The 16800-nt window shown below is 76.3% G+C and carries 11 protein-coding genes, 1 tRNA gene, 1 other RNA gene and 1 pseudogene; 5 read left to right on the top strand and 9 right to left on the bottom strand.

Features of this window, described 5'->3' with window-relative positions:
• Positions 1-3: 3 nt before the first annotated feature.
• From AB0L29_RS31805 to ffs, 5 genes are all read right to left on the bottom strand, one after another.
• Positions 4-1494, bottom strand: a complete 1491-nt coding sequence (locus AB0L29_RS31805; RefSeq protein WP_365832152.1) for a N,N-dimethylformamidase beta subunit family domain-containing protein — start codon at positions 1492-1494, stop codon at positions 4-6.
• A 427-nt stretch (positions 1495-1921) separates the two neighbouring features.
• On the bottom strand, positions 1922-3811 hold the full coding sequence (locus AB0L29_RS31800) for a hypothetical protein (RefSeq protein ID WP_365832150.1): 1890 nt from the start codon (positions 3809-3811) through the stop codon (positions 1922-1924).
• A gap of 306 nt (positions 3812-4117) precedes the next feature.
• On the bottom strand, positions 4118-5374 hold the full coding sequence (gene purD / locus AB0L29_RS31795) for a phosphoribosylamine--glycine ligase (RefSeq protein WP_365832148.1): 1257 nt from the start codon (positions 5372-5374) through the stop codon (positions 4118-4120).
• A gap of 122 nt (positions 5375-5496) precedes the next feature.
• The gene (locus AB0L29_RS31790; protein ID WP_365832146.1) at positions 5497-7809 is read right to left on the bottom strand and encodes a DNA polymerase III subunit gamma and tau; all 2313 of its coding nucleotides are present in this window, start codon (positions 7807-7809) and stop codon (positions 5497-5499) included.
• Between the two features lie 164 nt (positions 7810-7973).
• Positions 7974-8072: signal recognition particle sRNA small type (gene ffs, locus AB0L29_RS31785), an RNA gene on the bottom strand.
• A 72-nt stretch (positions 8073-8144) separates the two neighbouring features.
• Between ffs and AB0L29_RS31780 the strand changes: the two genes are divergently transcribed.
• From AB0L29_RS31780 to AB0L29_RS31770, 3 genes are all read left to right on the top strand, one after another.
• Positions 8145-8232, top strand: a tRNA-Ser gene (locus tag AB0L29_RS31780).
• Between the two features lie 411 nt (positions 8233-8643).
• A complete protein-coding gene (locus AB0L29_RS31775; protein ID WP_365832144.1) occupies positions 8644-9156 on the top strand; it encodes a DUF6584 family protein in 513 nt (170 codons plus the stop codon).
• 186 nt (positions 9157-9342) lie between these two features.
• Positions 9343-10218: a DUF72 domain-containing protein gene (locus AB0L29_RS31770; protein ID WP_365832142.1), complete on the top strand. Its 876-nt coding sequence runs from the start codon at positions 9343-9345 to the stop codon at positions 10216-10218.
• Here AB0L29_RS31770 and AB0L29_RS31765 read toward each other — a convergent pair.
• The 4 genes from AB0L29_RS31765 to AB0L29_RS31750 form a co-directional block, all read right to left on the bottom strand.
• Complete coding sequence (locus AB0L29_RS31765) at positions 10190-12136, bottom strand: copper resistance protein CopC (RefSeq protein ID WP_365832216.1); 1947 nt, start codon at positions 12134-12136, stop codon at positions 10190-10192. The two genes, AB0L29_RS31770 and AB0L29_RS31765, sit on opposite strands and share 29 nt — an antisense overlap.
• A gap of 229 nt (positions 12137-12365) precedes the next feature.
• Entirely contained in the window at positions 12366-12845 is a 480-nt protein-coding gene (locus tag AB0L29_RS31760) for a cupin domain-containing protein (protein ID WP_365832140.1), read from the bottom strand.
• Entirely contained in the window at positions 12842-13450 is a 609-nt protein-coding gene (locus AB0L29_RS31755) for a GNAT family N-acetyltransferase (RefSeq protein WP_365832138.1), read from the bottom strand. The genes AB0L29_RS31760 and AB0L29_RS31755 overlap by 4 nt, the downstream gene beginning before the upstream one ends.
• Complete coding sequence (locus AB0L29_RS31750) at positions 13443-15569, bottom strand: penicillin acylase family protein (protein WP_365832214.1); 2127 nt, start codon at positions 15567-15569, stop codon at positions 13443-13445. The genes AB0L29_RS31755 and AB0L29_RS31750 overlap by 8 nt, the downstream gene beginning before the upstream one ends.
• Positions 15570-15646: 77 nt before the next feature.
• Between AB0L29_RS31750 and AB0L29_RS31745 the strand changes: the two genes are divergently transcribed.
• A complete protein-coding gene (locus tag AB0L29_RS31745; protein ID WP_365832136.1) occupies positions 15647-16369 on the top strand; it encodes a siderophore-interacting protein in 723 nt (240 codons plus the stop codon).
• A gap of 157 nt (positions 16370-16526) precedes the next feature.
• A pseudogene (locus tag AB0L29_RS31740) lies at positions 16527-16800 on the top strand (hypothetical protein); the annotation flags it as partial.

Genomic DNA, 16800 nt, shown 5'->3' with positions numbered 1-16800 from the left:
GGGTCAGTCGCGTTTGCAGATGCGGTCCAGGAGGTTGGCGGTGGCGCGCTGGACGCGGGCGTCGGCGTGGCCGGGGCGGTCCAGGGCCGGGGACCAGGCGAACGTCCCGGACGCGAAGACCCAGGCGCCGGACGGCGCGCGGTACAGGGAGGTCTCCTGGTGGCGCACGACCCCCTCGCGGTCGGTGTACGGGGAGTGCGCCAGCAGGATCCGCTCGTCGTGCTCCGGCAGCGGAGTGCGCGGGAAGTAGCGGTCGGCCTCGCCCGCCACCAGGCCCTCGATCTCGTCGCCCTCGTGCGCGCCGGTGGCCTCCCACAGCCAGTGGCCGGCGTTGCGCACGATCAGCGGGTGCGGCTCGGGGACGTGGCCGGCGTACTGGATGCCGATCAGCTGCTGCTCCGCGCGGTCGATCTCCCGCCACAGCACCGGCCTGCCCGGGCCCTTGCGCTTGCGGCAGGTCAGCAGGCGGTCGGGGGCGCCGGAGGGGGAGGGGCCGAGCTCCACCTGCCAGTACATGGTGTTGGCGGAGAGGAAGACCAGCGAGGTGCCCTGGTCGCGGGCGTGTTCGACGGCGCGGCGCATCGGGACCGACCAGTACTCGTCGTGCCCGGGGAAGACCAGGCCCCGGTAACGGGCCGGGTCGACGCGGCCGGCGTGCAGGTCGCGGGCGTCGGCGTAGGCGAGGTCGTAGCCGTAGCGCTCGGCCCAGCGGATGACGTCGTAGGCGTGCCCGACGTGTATCGGGAGGCCCCAGCCGGCGTACGGCCGGTCGAAGGAGACCGTCGTGGCGGCGTCGGCCTCGCCGAGCAGGCGGCCGTCCTCGTCCCAGGCGTGGTAGAGGCTGGCTCCGGTGCGGCCGTCCTCCGGGTAGAGGTTGTACGCCTGCCAGGTGATGTCGGGCAGGATCAGGAGCAGGTCCGCGGGGCGGTCGTCGCGGACGGTGAAGGGGACGTGCGAGCGGTAGCCGTCGGCGGTGGTCAGGACGGCGACGTACGCGCCGACGCTCCAGGACGACGGGATCTGCAGCCGCCACGACAGCCACCAGTGGTGGCAGGAGACCGTGCGGTCGGCGGTGAGCGGCGAGGGCTGGACGATGCCGGACAGGCGAGGGCTGGTGGTGATCTTGGCCGCGCCGTCGCCGCCGTAGTGGCCGATGCGGTAGACGTCGACGCCGAACTCCTGGGGCGGATCGACGGTGACGTGGAAGTCGATCGCCTCGCCCGGGGCCGCCGCGCCGGTGGCGGTGAAGCCCTTGATCTGGAGGTGCACGTCGTCGGCCGAACGGGGGCCGCCGGCGGAACGGGGGGCCGGGACCCGCCCCCGCCCCGGGGCGGGAGCCGGCTCCTGGTCCGCGTACCAGGGGACGATCCGGCCCGAGTCGCCGACGTACGTCTCCCTGCCGCGCAGCCAGGGCACGGGGCCCTGCCCGAAGGGATCCGTCACGGCGTGCGCCATCGCCCCCGACTCCCAGCGGCGGATCTGCTCCGAACCCATGGTCGGCTCCCTCCCCCTCGCCCCCGTGGTGCGTGGTGTGCGGTGTCCGCGGATGGTGCGTGCTGGTGCCGCGCGCCCATGCGGGGCGGTTCGCGCGTGATCCGTGTCGCGCTTCGTGCCTGGCCTGTGCCGCCCGCTCATGCCATGTGCGCGTTCGGTCCAAGCACATCACATGACGCGCGCAGTACGTCACCGTTCGTTGTGAATCGACCAGAAGTGGAAGCAGGGGCTCCGCACTGTGGGTCCGGCATTCCGGAGGGCGGGGGCGCGGGGTTCGGGCGCCGGGTTCGGGCGCCGGGTTCGGGCGCCGGGGCCGACCGGCCCGCGGGGGTCGGCGGTTCCTGGTGGCGGCGGGCTTCGAGGGCTTCCGCGGCGGGGGACGCAGGCCGGTGCCGCCTCCGGCGCGGCTGCCGTGGGGGCCGCGGTCTCAGACGAGGCGTACCGGCTTCTCGGGGCGTATCCCCAGCCGGGACAGCCACGCCCGCAGGGGGGCCGGGTCGCCGTCCTCGATCAGGGCCAGGACCCCGGGGCCGAGGTCGGCGGTTCTCTCGCCGTCGACGAGGAGGGCGGGGCCGTCGAGCCAGTCGAGGCCCGGTACCGCGCCGGCGGTGTCCATGGCCGCGCAGCAGACCATCGCCGTGATGTGGTCGGCGAGGAGGTCGCGGGCGGTGCGGGGGGGCTGGAGGGGGAAGAGCGGGAGGCTGTGGCCGTCCCAGAGGGCGGTGACGGCGGTGACGGCCTGGTGGGCGGGGCCGTCGGCGGTCCCCGCGGCGGCGGGGCCGGAGGCCGGGGCGGGCCGGGGCGCGGCCGTCCCCTCGCGGGCCAGTTCGGCGCTGAGCCGGGCGGCCAGCGCGGCACTGCGGGCGGTGGTGCCGGAGAGGTCCTCGTCCTCGTCGTCGGCTCCCGGGCCCTGCCCGGCCGTGTCCGTCCCGGATGCCCGGCCGGACGGCGCCGCAGGACCGCCGCCCCGGTGGCCGGCCGTGGGACCGGCCGCCCGGGCCGGTTCCGCCAGGTGGTCGAGGACGCGGGCCAGGGTGGGGCCCCCGGCGCCGGCAGTGCCCGGGGCGGTGGGGCGCACGCCCATCGCGTCCAGGACCCGGTGGAGGCGGGCCGCGTCGGTGCGCCACTTGCGGTCCACGACCTCCTCCGGGTACTCGCTCCAGTCGACCGGGGACCAGTCCGGGCCGGGTGCGGCGGGACCGCCGTGGAAGAGGCGGGCCGCGAGGAGGGAGGCCGCCTCGTCCACCGCGCCGGGTTCCTCCAGCAGGTCGCAGGCCGGGCGCTCGCCCAGCCGGGAGGCGAAGCCCTCGGCGAGGCGGTCCCGGCGGGACAGCTCGGTGAGCGCCGCCACCACCCCGGCGTCCAGCCGGGAGGGCCAGCGGCCCATCCGCCAGGCGGGGAGGGCGACCCGGGTGAGCAGGCGGTCCCAGCCCGCGTACGCCAGGCCCACCTGCTCCTGGGCGACGATCCGCAGGCCGTAGTCCACGGTCTGGGCACGCTCGGCGGCGGCGGCCGCGACCCCGCGCTCCATCTCGGCGACGTGACCCCGGCAGCTGCGCAGCAGCAGACGGGCGACCCAGGCGACGCCCGCGAGCACCACGCGGGCCACGGACACGTGGTGCGGCGCCGGGGTGGCCACCGCCGCGTCCAGCCCCCTCACGAAGCGCCGGGCGGCCGCTATGTCCGGGTGCGCCGACGGGCCCGTACCGGCGACGACCGGGGCGAGGACGGCGCGCAGCTCGCCCACCCGCATCCACCACAGGAACGGGGAGCCGATGACGAGCACCGGTGCGGCGGTGCCGCGGCGGTGCGCGGGGCCCGCCCCGCCCGCGAGGCCGTCGCGGCCCTCCGGGGCCGGGAGGGTCCCGGAGGGCGGGCGGAACCGGGAGCCCGGCGGCGGGCCGTGCGCCGGATGCGTGCGGTCCTCCAGCCAGCTGTCGCAGTCGGGGGTGAGCGCTATCGCGGACGGGGCGGGCACGTCGAGGCGGTCGGCGAGGTCGCGCACCATCCGGTACAGGTCCGGGGCCGCCTCCTCGGCGATCGGGACCGTCGGGCTCATGGCGGGACGGGCCCGGGCAACCACCAGGGCGATCCCGGCGGCGGCGAGCAGCACGAGGACGGCGAGGGGCGTCACCACCCAGCGCGCGGCGGCCCAGCCCGGGCCCACCAGATGGCCGGCGGACGCGCCGGCCAGCAGGACCACGGCGACGGCGGCGGGCAGCAGGGCGACGGCCAGCGCCCGGCTGCGGATGCGCAGCACGGCCAGCGCCCGGGAGCGCGCGGCCTGCGCGCCCACCTCCACACCCGTTCCGGTCACGACCCGACCTCACCCCCTCCCAGCCGTCCTGACGCTGTCGTCCTGGCTTTGCTCACTCCCCCACTGTGGCACCCGCCACCGACATCGCAATGCCGGTGGGCCAAGTGCCCGAACGCTTGCGCCGCACCCTAGTTGGGGCTCCGGCCCCCGTCAGTCGGACAGGACACCGGTCACTCGATGGAATGGCTTTGGGGAAAGGTGGATGACGGACAGCACATTTCAGGCCCCGGATTCTGAGACGAATCCGGGGCCTGCGAGGTTCACTGCGACGGGCCGGGAAACGGCCGCCGGCGGCAGGGGGGCGGGCTACGCGTCCCGCGCCGCCGCCTTCGCCGCGATGTCCGTGCGGTGCCGGGAGCCGTCGAGACGGATGCGCGAGACGGCCCGGTAGGCGCGGTCGCGGGCCTCGGCGAGGTCCTTGCCGGTGGCCGTGACGGACAGCACCCGGCCGCCCGCGCTGACGACGGCCCCGCCGTCGCGCCTGGTCCCGGCGTGCAGGACGTACGCGTGCGGGGCGTCCTGGGCGGCGACCTCGTCGAGGCCGGTGACCGGGTCGCCGGTGCGCGGGGTGCCGGGGTAGTTGTGCGAGGCGACGACGACGGTGACCGCCGCCTCCTCGCTCCAGCGCAGCGGCTCCAGGTGCGCGAGGCCGCCGGTGGCGGCGGCCATCAGCACGTCGGCCAGCGGGGTCCGCAGACGGGCCAGGACGACCTGGGTCTCGGGGTCGCCGAAGCGGGCGTTGAACTCGATGACACGGACGCCACGGCTGGTGATGGCCAGGCCGGCGTAGAGCAGGCCGGAGAAGGGCGTGCCGCGGCGGCGCATCTCGTCGACGGTCGGCTGGAGCACGGTCTCCAGGACCTCGTCGACCAGCTTCGGGTCGGCCCACGGCAGCGGCGAGTACGCGCCCATGCCGCCGGTGTTCGGGCCCTCGTCGCCGTCGAGGGCGCGCTTGAAGTCCTGGGCGGGCTGCAGGGGCAGGACGGTCTCGCCGTCGGTGACGGCGAAGAGGGAGACCTCGGGACCGTCGAGGAACTCCTCGACGACCACGCGCTCGCAGGCGGCCGCGTGGGCCCTGGCCGTGTCGAGGTCGTCGGTGACGACGACGCCCTTGCCGGCGGCGAGTCCGTCGTCCTTGACGACGTAGGGGGCGCCGAAGGCGTCGAGGGCCGCGTCGACCTCCTCCGCCGTGGTGCAGACGTACGAGCGCGCCGTGGGTACTCCGGCCGCCGCCATGACGTCCTTGGCGAAGGCCTTGGAGCCCTCGATCCGGGCGGCCTCCCGGGAGGGACCGAAGACCGGGATGCCCGCCTCGCGCACGGCGTCGGCGACACCGGCGACGAGCGGCGCCTCGGGGCCGACCACCACCAGGTCCGCGCCGAGCCGCGTGGCCAGCGCCGACACGGCCGCGCCGTCCAGGGCGTCGACCTGGTGCAGCTCGGCGACCTCGGCGATGCCGGCGTTGCCTGGGGCGCAGTGCAGCGCGGTGACGTCGGGGTCGAGGGACAGGGAGCGGCACAGGGCGTGTTCGCGGGCGCCGCTGCCGATGACGAGGACCTTCACGGGGCCAGCCTAACGGGACGAGGGCCCGGCGCTTTGTGCGGGCCGCTGAAACGGCGGGCGAACGGCGGTTGTGTCTTCCTACGAGACCGTCGGCGGGGCCGGGCGCCGGCTCGGCCGTCCTCCTACTCGTTCGTGTACTCCTCCACCACCGTCGCGCCCAGCTCGCGGACGATCAGCTCCTGGCCGGAGAGGGCGGACTCGTCGAGGTCGGGGTCGTCGTCCTCGGGGATGTCGTCCTCGGGGGCGATGGGCGGTGGCTCCGGGGCGGAGGACGGGGGGACGGGCGCAGGGGCGGGAGCGGGGGCCGCTGTGCCCGCCGCCGGACGGGCGGGGGCGGGGGACGCCGGCTGGGACGGCGCCGGGCGCTGGGCCGTCGCGGTACCGCCGTAGCCGCCGGGGCCGCCGTAGCCGCCTCCGCCTCGGGCGCCGGTGAGTCCCGGGGGGCCGCCGGCCGCGGAGGCCGTGCCGCCGGAGGGGTCGACGATCGCCTCGATCTTCCACTGGACGTTGAACTGCTCGCCCAGCGCCTGCCGCAGGACGTCCTCGCTGCCGCTGCTCAGGAAGTTGTCGCGGGCGCCGGCGTTGACGAAGCCGAGCTGCAGGGTGATGCCGTCGAAGCTGGTCACCTGCGCGTTCTGGCTGAGCAGGATCCAGGTGAACCGGCGCCGGTTCTTGACGGCCTCCAGGATGTTCGGCCAGAGCATGCGGGGGTCGAGGCCGCCGGCCGGGGGCGCGGACGAAGCGGCGGACGGGGGCGCCGCCGCGGGGGCGCTGGATGCGGGGGCGCCCGGCGCGGGGCGTTCGGCCGGGGGCTGCCCGCCGCCGCCCGCCGCGGCGGCCGTGGGCCAGCCGCCGGGCCTGCGGCCGCCGCCGGCGGACGCGGCGGTGGGCCAGGCGCCGGGGGCGGGCTGAGCCGCGGGGGCGGGGGCGGTCGGCGCGGGCGCCGGGGGGCCGGCTGCCGCGGCGGGCGCGGGCACGGGTGCCTGGGGCTGCTGCGGCTGTCCGCCCGCGGCGGGACCGGAGGGCACGGGACCGGCGGACACCCCGGCTCCCGGAGCGGCACCGGCCCCCGGGGGCGCACCCGGCGCCGGCGGGCCGCCGGCGGCCCCGGCCCCGGCCGCCGCACCACCGCCGCCGCCGCTGCCCGAAGCCCGTACCGCCGCGCGGGCCGCGGCGGGGCCGGTGCCCGGCGGGACCGCCGCGGGCGCCGCCCCGGCGTGCGCCTCGGGTCCGGGTACGTATCCCATGGCCGGCATGCCCGAACCCGCCGGGAAGTGCGCGCCGCGCTCGATCCGGTCCAGGCGGGCCATGACCGACCGCTCGTCGCCGTAGGCGGCCGGCAGCAGCACACGGGCGCAGATCAGTTCGAGCTGGAGGCGCGGCGAGGTGGCGCCGCGCATCTCGGTCAGCCCCTGGTTGACCAGGTCGGCGGCACGGCTCAGCTCGGCGGCGCCGAAAGCGCCGGCCTGGGCCTGCATCCGCTCCACGACATCGGCCGGGGCGTCGATGAGCCCCTTGTCCGCCGCGTCGGGAACGGCGGCGAGGATCACCAGGTCCCGCAGCCGCTCCAGCAGATCGGCGACGAAGCGGCGCGGGTCGTTGCCGCCCTCGATCACCCGGTCGACGACCTCGAAGGCCGCGGCCCCGTCGCCGGTCGCGAAGGCCTCCACGACGGAGTCGAGCAGCGACCCGTCCGTGTACCCCAGCAGGGAGGTGGCCATGGCGTACGTCACACCGTCCGCCCCGGCGCCGGCGAGCAGCTGGTCCATGACGGACATCGAGTCACGCACGGACCCGCCGCCGGCCCGCACGACGAGCGGCAGGACGCCGTCCTCGACGGGGATGTCCTCCTTCCGGCACACCTCGGCGAGGTACTCCCGGAGGGTGCCGGGCGGGACCAGCCGGAAGGGGTAGTGGTGGGTCCGCGAGCGGATGGTCCCGATGACCTTCTCGGGCTCGGTGGTCGCGAAGATGAACTTCAGGTGCTCGGGCGGCTCCTCGACGACCTTCAGCAACGCGTTGAAGCCGGCCGACGTGACCATGTGGGCCTCGTCGATGATGTAGATCTTGTACCGGCTCCGGGCGGGCCCGAAGAAGGCCTTCTCCCGCAGGTCACGGGCGTCGTCGACACCACCGTGCGAGGCGGCGTCGATCTCGATGACGTCGATCGAACCGGGCCCGTTGCGGGCCAGGTCACGGCAGGACTCGCACTCCCCGCACGGGGTCGGCGTGGGGCCCTGCTCGCAGTTCAGGCAGCGGGCCAGGATGCGGGCGCTGGTCGTCTTGCCGCAGCCGCGCGGACCGCTGAACAGGTACGCGTGATTGACCCGGTTGTTCCGCAGCGCCTGCTGCAGCGGGTCGGTGACATGCTCCTGCCCGATGACCTCGGCGAACGACTCCGGGCGATAGCGGCGGTACAGCGCGAGAGACGACACGCCTACGAGGTTATAGGCGCGCACTGACAACCCGCCCCGCCCGCGGAGCCCCGGCCGGGAGCCCTCGGCCGCACCGCAACCCGGGGGACCGGGCCTCGCGGCGCGCCCGGCCTCGCGGCGCGCCCGGCCCGGGCATGGCCACGGCCACGGCCACGGCCACGGGAAACGAAAGCGCCCCCCACGCACCCGCCAGAGCCGACCTACCCTTGCTGCCTTCCGGCCCTGGGGGAGTTCAGTCAGATAGCGCCGCGTGAGGGGCTTCGCACAGGTTACCCGATGCGGGCCGTGGTGAACGAGTTCGCGAGCACTCCTCTCGGTCATGTAATGTTTCCGGCGGAGGATTCGCCTAGAGGCCTAGGGCGCACGCTTGGAAAGCGTGTTGGGGGCAACCCCTCACGAGTTCGAATCTCGTATCCTCCGCCAGCCCAGAGGGCCGGACCGCGCAAGCGGTCCGGCCCTCTGGCGTTCGTCCGCCCCGGTGCACGCCCCCGCCGGCTTTTCGGCTGGTGGCGGGCGGTTCCCGGAGCGCGCCTCCCGCCTGCTGTGCGGCCTCGCGGAGCCCGGCCCCCGTCACATGCGCGGCGGGCCCGCCCGCGTCCTCGCCGCTGTACCGGATTCCCCACCCGTGACAGGGTCGATCACGATGTCTCCCGGCCACGAGGAGTGCCGCGGCCGAGGTGTCCACGGGGACGACGCGCGCTCCGTGAACCCCACAGGGCCGACGGCGCGTGTCGTCCGGCATCCGTTCGGGTGGAATCCCCCCGAACGGCACGGGAGGGGAGGACCTCCGAAAAGGAGTCGATGCACCGCGCCGCCCTGGCCGATCATGCAGGTATGCCACTGACAGCCACCCTCGCCCGAGTCGACGCGGATCTGGCCGCCGGCCGGGTGCCCATGGCACGCCAGCGTCTGCGCGGACTGGTCTCCTCCTTCCCCGACGACCTGGCGCTTCGCCGTCGCCTGGCCGAGGTGTACCGGCTGTACGGCGAGCCCGCGGAGGCGGGGCGCTGGATGTACCTGGAGGAGGACCGGGACGCGGACGAGACCTCCGCCTTCGAGGCGAGGTACCGCACTCCCCAGGAGCGCATGAGGGCGCTTGCCTGGCGCGGCCCCGAGTCGCTTGCCCGCTCCCGGTTCGCCAGGGAGCAACTGGCAGCGGTACGGGCCGCTTGCTCCGACGCCCTGGGGCGCCCGGTCGACTGGGACACGGTGTCCTTCGCTCCGGACGACGAGACGGACACCGGGGAGGGGAGGTTCGCCGGCTTCCTCGCCGGAGCCGGATGCCTGGTGGTGGTCCTCGCGATGCTGGGGATCTGGGTGAACGGACTCGTCGCCCTCTTCGACTGATTCATCCGCCGGCAGGTGCGCCGGCAGGCCGGTCGAGACGTCGCTTCGCCGGACCCGGCCCCGGCCGCGCGGCTTTTCCGCCGTCCGGCCGTCACCCTCCGCCCGGTCCTCACGGTCCCTCGCCGGGCGGAGGCGCGGACCGGGGGAACACGGGCTGTCCGCGGCCCGGGCGGGTAACCGCAGCCCATGGGCGACATTCTGGTGGGCACGTGTTCGTGGACGGACCGGGCGCTGGTCGGCAGCGGGTGGTATCCGGCGGGGCGGCGGGACGCCGAGGGGCGGTTGCGGTACTACGCCGAGCGGTTTCCGGTCGTGGAGGTGGACTCCACGTACTACGCCCTGCCCTCCGAGCGGAACAGCCGGTTGTGGGCGGAGCGGACCCCGGACGGCTTCGTGTTCGACGTGAAGGCCTTCTCCCTGCTCACCGGACACCCGACGCGGAGTTCGGTGCTGCCGCCCGGGCTGCCGGCCGACGCCCGGGACCCGGAGGTGCTGGACGAGGTGTGGGAACGGTTCGCCGAGGGGATCGCGCCGCTGCGGCGGGCGGGGCGGCTGGGCAGTGTGCTGTTCCAGTTCCCGCCGTGGTTCCGGCCCGGGGAGCGGGCCGAGCGGTTCCTCGCCGGGTGCGCGCGGCGGACTCGGGGGTGGCCCGTCTCGGTCGAGTTCCGGCATCCCGCGTGGTGGGAGGAGGGACAGGCGGAGGCGACGTGCGCGCTGCTCGCGCGGCACGGCATGGCCGCCGTCGCCGTCGACATGACGCAGTCGCTCCCGGCGTCCGTGCCCCCCGTCACGCCCGTCACCTCGTCCCGGCTGTCCGTCGTACGGTTCCACGGACGCAGTGCCGCCTGGGGCACCGGGACCAAGGAGGACCGGTTCCGGTACGGCTACGGCGACGACGAACTCGCCGAGTGGCTGCCCCGGCTGCACCGGCTCGCCGAGCGGGCCGAGCAGGTCCACGTCCTGTTCAACAACTGCTGCGGCGACGCCGCCGTGCGGGCCGCCGAGGCGATGACGCGGCTGCTCGGGCAGCCAGCTACCCGGCGATCCGCACCGGCTTCGTGACACTCACCTGGTCCAGTTCCGAGACCCGGACCGTCGCCTTCATCGTCCAGGTGCCCGGGATGGGCAGGGTGAGGTCGTTCGTGGCCCAGTAGCCGCCCCGGTCGGTGAGCCCGGCGTCGAGGGGGCCGATCTTCCGGGCGGGCAGCGTGAAGGACAGGCGCAGTTCGGGGATGGCGGTCAGGCCGCCGTCGGAGCCGAGGACCACGGCCTGCACGCCGTTGTCGCCGGTGCGGCCCGGGTCCAGGGTGATCTGCACCGTGCCGCTGCCGCCCGGGGTGCCGGTGTCGAAGGGGATCGTGACGACCGTGGCCGCGGGCAGCCCGGGGGTCGCCGCGGGCGCCTGCGCCGCCTCGGCCTCCGCGCGGCCGGGCAGGGTGCCGGTCAGCACGGTCGTGACCGCCAGGACGACGACGGCGACGACGGCCTCGGCCAGCACCGAGCGGCGCAGGGCACGGCGGCGGGGATCCGCCCCGTCGGGAGCGGACCCTCCCGACGGGGGCCGCGAGGCCGATGCCGGCTCCGACTGCGGCTCCGACTGCGGCTCCGGCTCGGACGGCGGCTCCGGCTCCGGCCCGGACGGGGACGAGGGCGCGTCCGCCCCTCGCGGTCCGCCCACCGCCTCCAGCACCCGCTCCCGTACCGCCCTCTGCGCGTCCGCCGCGTCGGTCACATCCACCACATCCGTCGCGTCCGTCGCATCCGCCGTGTCCGTCGCGTCCGTCGTGTCCCTCTTCTCGGCCGCCTCCGTCCGCCCGCGCGCCGTCCAGCGCCGTGAGTGGTTCGCCGCCATCAGCAGCGCGACCACCGCCGCGAGTTTCAGCAGCAGGGTCCTGCCGTACGAGGTGCCGGTCAGCGCGGTCCACGAGCCGAGGCCGCGCCAGGACTGGTAGACGCCGGTGGCGGCCAGGACCGTCACCGCGGCGAAGGCGACGCGGGAGAAGCGGGTGACGGCGGCCGCCGGGAGCGCGGTGGCGGGCACCGAGGGGCGCAGCAGGGTCAGCAGAGCCGCCAGGCCGCCGAGCCAGACCGCCATCGCCAGCAGGTGCAGCACCGACGACGCCATCGCCAGCGGCACCTGCGGGCCGGCGGAGGCGTGCTCGGCGGCGGCCCAGGTGAGGGCCAGGCCCACCGCCAGCGCCGCGCCCGTCACCAGGGCGGCGGGCGGCGTCCGGCCGTCGCCCCGGCGACGGGCCAGGCGGACGAGGAGACCCGCCGTCGCCAGCAGCAGGACCAGGCGGGCCAGCAGGGCGATGCCCGGGCGGCCGGCCAGGGTGCGGCCGAGGGCGGAAGGGTCCAGGGCCGCGGCCGGGCCGGCGCCCGTCTCGTAGGGGGCGCGCAGCAGGAGCAGGGCCACGGTGGTCGCCAGCAGCGTCCACCAGCCCGTCAGGAGCGGCAGCCGCAGCGGGGCCGGGTCCGGTGGGCGGCACAGGGCCGCGAACGCGGCCGTGCCGACGAGCAGGGCGACGGCGAGGTAGGCGAGGTGGCGGGCGGCGTCGTGGAGGCTGCCGGTCAGCGGGTGCTCGACGGGGCCCGTGGGCACGGCGGCCGGTGTCGGCGAGGGCTTGCCGACCGAGAAGGTGAAGGCGCCGGAGACCGGGTGGCTGTCCGCCGACACCACCCGCCAGGCCACCGTGAAGGTGCCCTCGCCGAGTCCGGCCGGCAGGGTGACGCGGGCGGTGTCGGAGCGGCCGCCGGCGTGCCGCGGCTCGCCCGTGCGCACTCGCCGGTTGCCCGGGTCGTAGACGCGGAAGGAGTCGTCGAGCAGGCCGACGGACTCGGTGAAGGTCAGGGTGAGGTCGCGGGGGGCCGAGCGCAGGACGGTGCCGTCCCCGGGGTCGCTGCCCTTGAGGGCGGAGTGGGCGGTCGCCGGTCCCGCGCCGCCGAGGAGGAGCAGGACCAGCACGGTGCCCAGCAGCACCAGCCCCTGAAGCCCTCCGGTGCCCCGGCCACCGGGCTCGGGTCGTCGTCCGCCATCGCGCCCCTCGTTCCGCCGTCGGTCCACGTCGTTCTCCGTCTTCGGGCTCGGCTCCGAGGTAGGTACGGACGGGGGGCCCGGCGTGCTCACCGCGGGCGGGGCCGCGCCCGTCACCGGGGCGGCCGGCCCGGGCCTCGGACGGGCTCACGGCGGCGGACTCACGGCGGCGGGCTCACGGACGGCACAGGTCCGCGATGCGCGCCGCCCGGCCGGGGTAGCGCGCGGTCAGCTCCGCCGCGTCCCCGTGCTCGTAGCCCTCGTACGTGAAACCGGGTGCCATCGTGCAGCCGAACAGCGTCCACGCGCCGCCCGCCGCCACCCGCGCGCCCATCCAGGTGCCGGCCGGGACGGTCAGCTGGACGTGCTGGCCGCCGAGTACGTCCGGTCCCAGCACGGCCGTCCCGGACGTCCCGTCGGGGGCGAGGAGCAGCAGGTCCAGCGGGTCGCCGAGGTAGAAGTGCCAGATCTCGTCGGCGGGCAGGCGGTGCAGGGCGGAGTAGTCGTCCGGGTCGGCGGTCAGCAGGGCGACGATGGCCGTGCCCTCGGGCCGGCCGTCGGGCCGCCCGGGTCCGGCCCAGGTCTGCCGGAACCGCCCGCCCTCCCGCGGGACCGGTTCCAGCCCGTAGTGCGCGACGAGGTCCTCGGGGGTCACACGGGGAAGGCTACCTCCCGGGTGAGGAAGGCGAGCCGGGCCTTCTTCTCCGGCAGGTACACGTCAGGGAGGTCCACCTCGGGCAGGACGACGGCCGGGCCCGCGCTGAAGCCCTGCTTGAGGAAGCGGGCGATCGCCTTCTCGTTGCGCACGTCCGGGTCGACCACGATCCGCCGCCGGTCCAGACCCCGCAGGACGTACAACGCGATGACGGACAGCAGCGCGGAGGTCCAGCCGGGGCGCGCCCCGCCCGGCCCGGCGGGCGCGAGGAGCAGGTGGACGCCGATGTCGCCGGGCTCGACGGGGTAGCACTCGCCGACGCGGTCGGCCTCCGGCTCGTAGGTCTGCAGGAGGGCGGCGGGCGCGCCGTCCTTCACCACGAGGAAGGCGTGGTGGGTGTCGAGCGTGTCCATATGGGCGTAGATCTCGGCCACCTGCTCCTCGGTGAGGCCGGTCATGCCCCAGAAGGCGGCCCGCTCCTGGCTCACCCAGCCGTGGATCACCGGGGCGTCGGAGCGTGCGTCCAGCGGCAGGACGCGGACGGTGCCGAAGCCGTCGACCACCTGCTCGTGGACGGCCGTGCGGGAGGCGTACGGGTCAGACATCGGTCTCCTTCTCGAGCCGGTCCCAGTCGGTGACGACCGGGACGAGGTCCCCTTCCAGCCACAGGGGGAGCTGGTCGCGGTGGTGGGGCGAGGCGGGATCGCCGGAGGCGCCGAAGGGGACCACCCAGCGGCTGTCCTCGCGGCGGGCCAGGTCCCAGACGTACCGGGCGGCCGGGCCGCGCGCTGCGAGGTCGGTGAGGCCGGGCACGGCGGAGGTGCACAGCACGCAGTCGTGGTCGCCGGACAGGCCCGGTTCGTCGTGGGGCGGCTCCGGCGGCAGCGCGCGCCAGGGGGCCAGGCGGTGGGTGTCCCCCCAGGTGCCGCCGGGCCGCCGCGCCGCGACCTCCTCCAGCGCCGCGCGGACCGCCGCCGCACGGTCGACGCCGTACAGCTCGTCGGCGCTCAGCAGGTGTTCGAGGGCGAAGCCGACCCGGGGCAGCAGGGCGAGCCAGGGCAGGAACACCTCCGGGTACGCCGGTGGCGTGCTCAGCGCGGCGAACGCGGGGTGGGCCGCCAGCCGGCGGGCGACCGCGCCGCGCACGGCCGCGTAGAGGGCCGCGTCCGCGCTGCCGGCGTCCATGCGGCGGTCCCAGCGCAGCAGGCGGTCCCTGACGCGGGCGGCCCCGGGGGTGAGGCCGTCCAGCGTGCCGGCGAGCTCCAGCAGGGGCGCGGCGGAGGCGAGGTGGGTGTCCGTGTGGATCGCGGGCATGTCGGCGGCGGACCAGCGGTCCCGGCCGGCCAGCAGGGCGGCGATGCGGTCGGCGCGGTGCGGCGGGGCGAACTCGACGCCTAGGGGGGCCGCCGGACCGCGCTGGTTGGCCATCACGGCGACGCCGTCGGTCAGGCCCGCCCGGGGCATCTCGTGCCAGCCCCGCCACTCGTGGCCGGGTTCCCAGGCGGGCACCAGGCGGACGCGGTTGGCCTCGGCGCGCACCGGTACCCGGCCCGCGACCCGGTGCAGCAGGCCGCCCTCGGTGTCGGCGGCCTGGACGACGTTGACCGGCTCGGCCCACCGGTCGACGGCCCGGTCCACGTCGGCGACCCGGCGGGCCCGCAGCAGCGGCAGCAGGGCGCCGAAGCCGAGGTCGCCGGTGACGCGGGGCGGGTAGCGCAGGCTGATGGCGACGGGGGGTTCGCCGGGCCCGGGCACATCGCCGTCCAGGCCCTCCGGCCCGCCGATGACGACCGGGCCGCGGCCGGTCTCGATCACCTCGACCTCGACGGGTTCCCCGCCCGCCACCTCGACGGTCTCGGTGTGCCGGGCGGCGCGGTGCCACACGCCGTCCGGGCCGAGCGCCTCCACCGCGTCCCCCGGGCTCCCGGCTTCGCCGGCGCGGGGGGCGTCCCCGCCGGTGCGCCGCAGCCGCTCCCGGTACAGGTCCTGGTAGTCGGCCATGGCGTTGGTGATGGCCCAGGCGACCGTGCCGGTGTGGCCGAAGTGGGCGATGCCGGGGACGCCGGGCACGGCGAGGCCCACGACGTCGAACTCGGGGCAGGACAGGTGGATCTGCTGGTAGACGCCCGGGTCCTCGATGAAACGGTGCGGGTCGCCGGCGATGAGCGCCCGCCCGGTGGTGGTCCGCTCCCCGGCGACCAGCCAGCCGTTGCTGCCGGAGGTGCCGGGGCCGTCGGTGGCGAACAGGCCGACGGCGTCCGGGCCGAGGTGCGCGGCGACCTGCTCGCGCCAGAGCTTGGCCGGGAAGCCCGCGAAGAGGATGTGGGTGGCGAGCCAGACGCCGAGCGGGGTCCAGGGCTCCCAGCGGCCGGGGGCGAGGCCGGCGCGGGCGAACTCGGGGGCCCTGCTGCCGGACAGGCCCTCGTTCACGCCGTCGGTGTACGCCCGCACCCAGGCGGCCGTCTCCGGGTCCTGCCGCTCCAGTTCGGCCCAGCAGCGGCGGGCCGTGTCGGCGAGCCGGGCCCGGCGGGCGAAGAGGTCCCAGGGCAGGGCCCCGGGACCGAGGAAGGAGGCCGAGGTGCCCTGTGCGCGGTGCCGCTCGACCTCCAGCTGCCAGGCCCGGTCCAGGGCGGTGACGCGGCCCTGGGCGCGGGCGAGTCCGGCCGCGTCGTCCGCGCGCAGATGCGGGATGCCCCAGGCGTCCCGGTAGATCTCGACGGCCACCTGCACCCCTGCTTTCCTTTAGGTTAGGCTCGCCTAACTCGGTCGTGGCGGAATCGTACGCGAGAGGTGAAGAGGCGATGGGGCAGGGGCGGGGCTGGGAGGGCGCGGTCCTCAGACTGCTGCGCGCGAAGGACTTCGTGTTCACGGTGACGGACGCCGAGGACGTCACCCCGCACTACCGGCGGCTGCGCCTCGACGACGGCGGCATGCTGGCGGCGACCGGCGTCCACCCGACGATGTGGGTACGGCTGTGGTTCGACAACGCGGGCAGACCCCATCAGCGGGCCTACACCCTCGTCGACCCCGATCCGGCGGCCGGCACCCTCGGCCTGGAGTTCGCCCTGCACCAGGGGTGCGCCAGCGACTGGGCCCGGACGGCGCGGCCCGGCGACACCATCGAGGCGACCGTCCAGGGCACGGGCTTCGAGCACCCGGACCCCGCGCCCTCGCACGTCTTCGCCGTCGGCGACCCGGCCTCGCTCCCGGCGGTCAACTCCCTGCTCGGCGCCCTGGGTTCCGCCCCCGCCACCGTCTGGTTCGAGGGCGCCCTTGACGGCCTGCCCTGCCACGCCGACCCGGCCCGCCACGAGGTGCGCGAGGTGCCCCGCCGCGACGCGGGCGCCCACCTCGCCGAACGCGTCCGGGCGGAGCTGCCCGGCCTGCTGGGGAACACCCCCGACCCGTACGTCTGGATCGCCTGCGACGCGGCGACGACCCGGACGCTGTCGGCGTACGTCCGCAGGGAACTGGGCGTGCCCAGGCACCGGATGCACGCGCTGGGGTACTGGCGGGCGGCCTGACCCGCGCGGGAAGAGGAAGACGGGCCCGGCTCCTGCCTTCTGCCGCCCTTCTGCCGCCCTTCCGCCGTCGGCGCCACCGGCTCCGGGGCGCGGGCGGGCGGGAGCGTCAACCGGGTGGCCCGTCCCCGCTGGCGGGCCGTGCGCGCACGGCCCGAGCATGAACCATGACCGAGCCACCGAGCGGCTCCCTGCGGGCCCCGGAGCACGATGCCCGCCACGGGCCGACCGCCCCGCCCGGTCCCACCGCACCCGCTCCACCCGCCCGGACCACCACGCCCAGTCCCACCGCACCCGCTCCACCCGCCCGGACCACCACGCCCAGTCCCACCGCACCCGCTCCACCCGCCCGGACCACCACGCCCAGTCCCACCCAACCCCCTCCACCCGCCCGGACCACCACGCCCAGTCCCACCCAACCCCCTCCACCCGCC

The sequence above is a fragment of the Streptomyces sp. NPDC052701 genome (assembly GCF_040678355.1).
Classification (GTDB): domain Bacteria; phylum Actinomycetota; class Actinomycetes; order Streptomycetales; family Streptomycetaceae; genus Streptomyces.
Note: the sequence above shows the minus strand (reverse complement) of the source record. Positions and strands in the feature narration are given on the sequence as shown.

What these genes read in the sequence shown, in the direction of transcription:
- AB0L29_RS31755 (WP_365832138.1), bottom strand. Translation starts at nt 13,450, where the DNA reads ATGTCTGACCCGTACGCCTCCCGCACGGCCGTCCACGAGCAGGTGGTC.
- AB0L29_RS31770 (WP_365832142.1), top strand. Translation starts at nt 9,343, where the DNA reads ATGGGCGACATTCTGGTGGGCACGTGTTCGTGGACGGACCGGGCGCTG.
- AB0L29_RS31745 (WP_365832136.1), top strand. Translation starts at nt 15,647, where the DNA reads ATGGGGCAGGGGCGGGGCTGGGAGGGCGCGGTCCTCAGACTGCTGCGC.
- AB0L29_RS31775 (WP_365832144.1), top strand. Translation starts at nt 8,644, where the DNA reads ATGCCACTGACAGCCACCCTCGCCCGAGTCGACGCGGATCTGGCCGCC.
- AB0L29_RS31805 (WP_365832152.1), bottom strand. Translation starts at nt 1,494, where the DNA reads ATGGGTTCGGAGCAGATCCGCCGCTGGGAGTCGGGGGCGATGGCGCAC.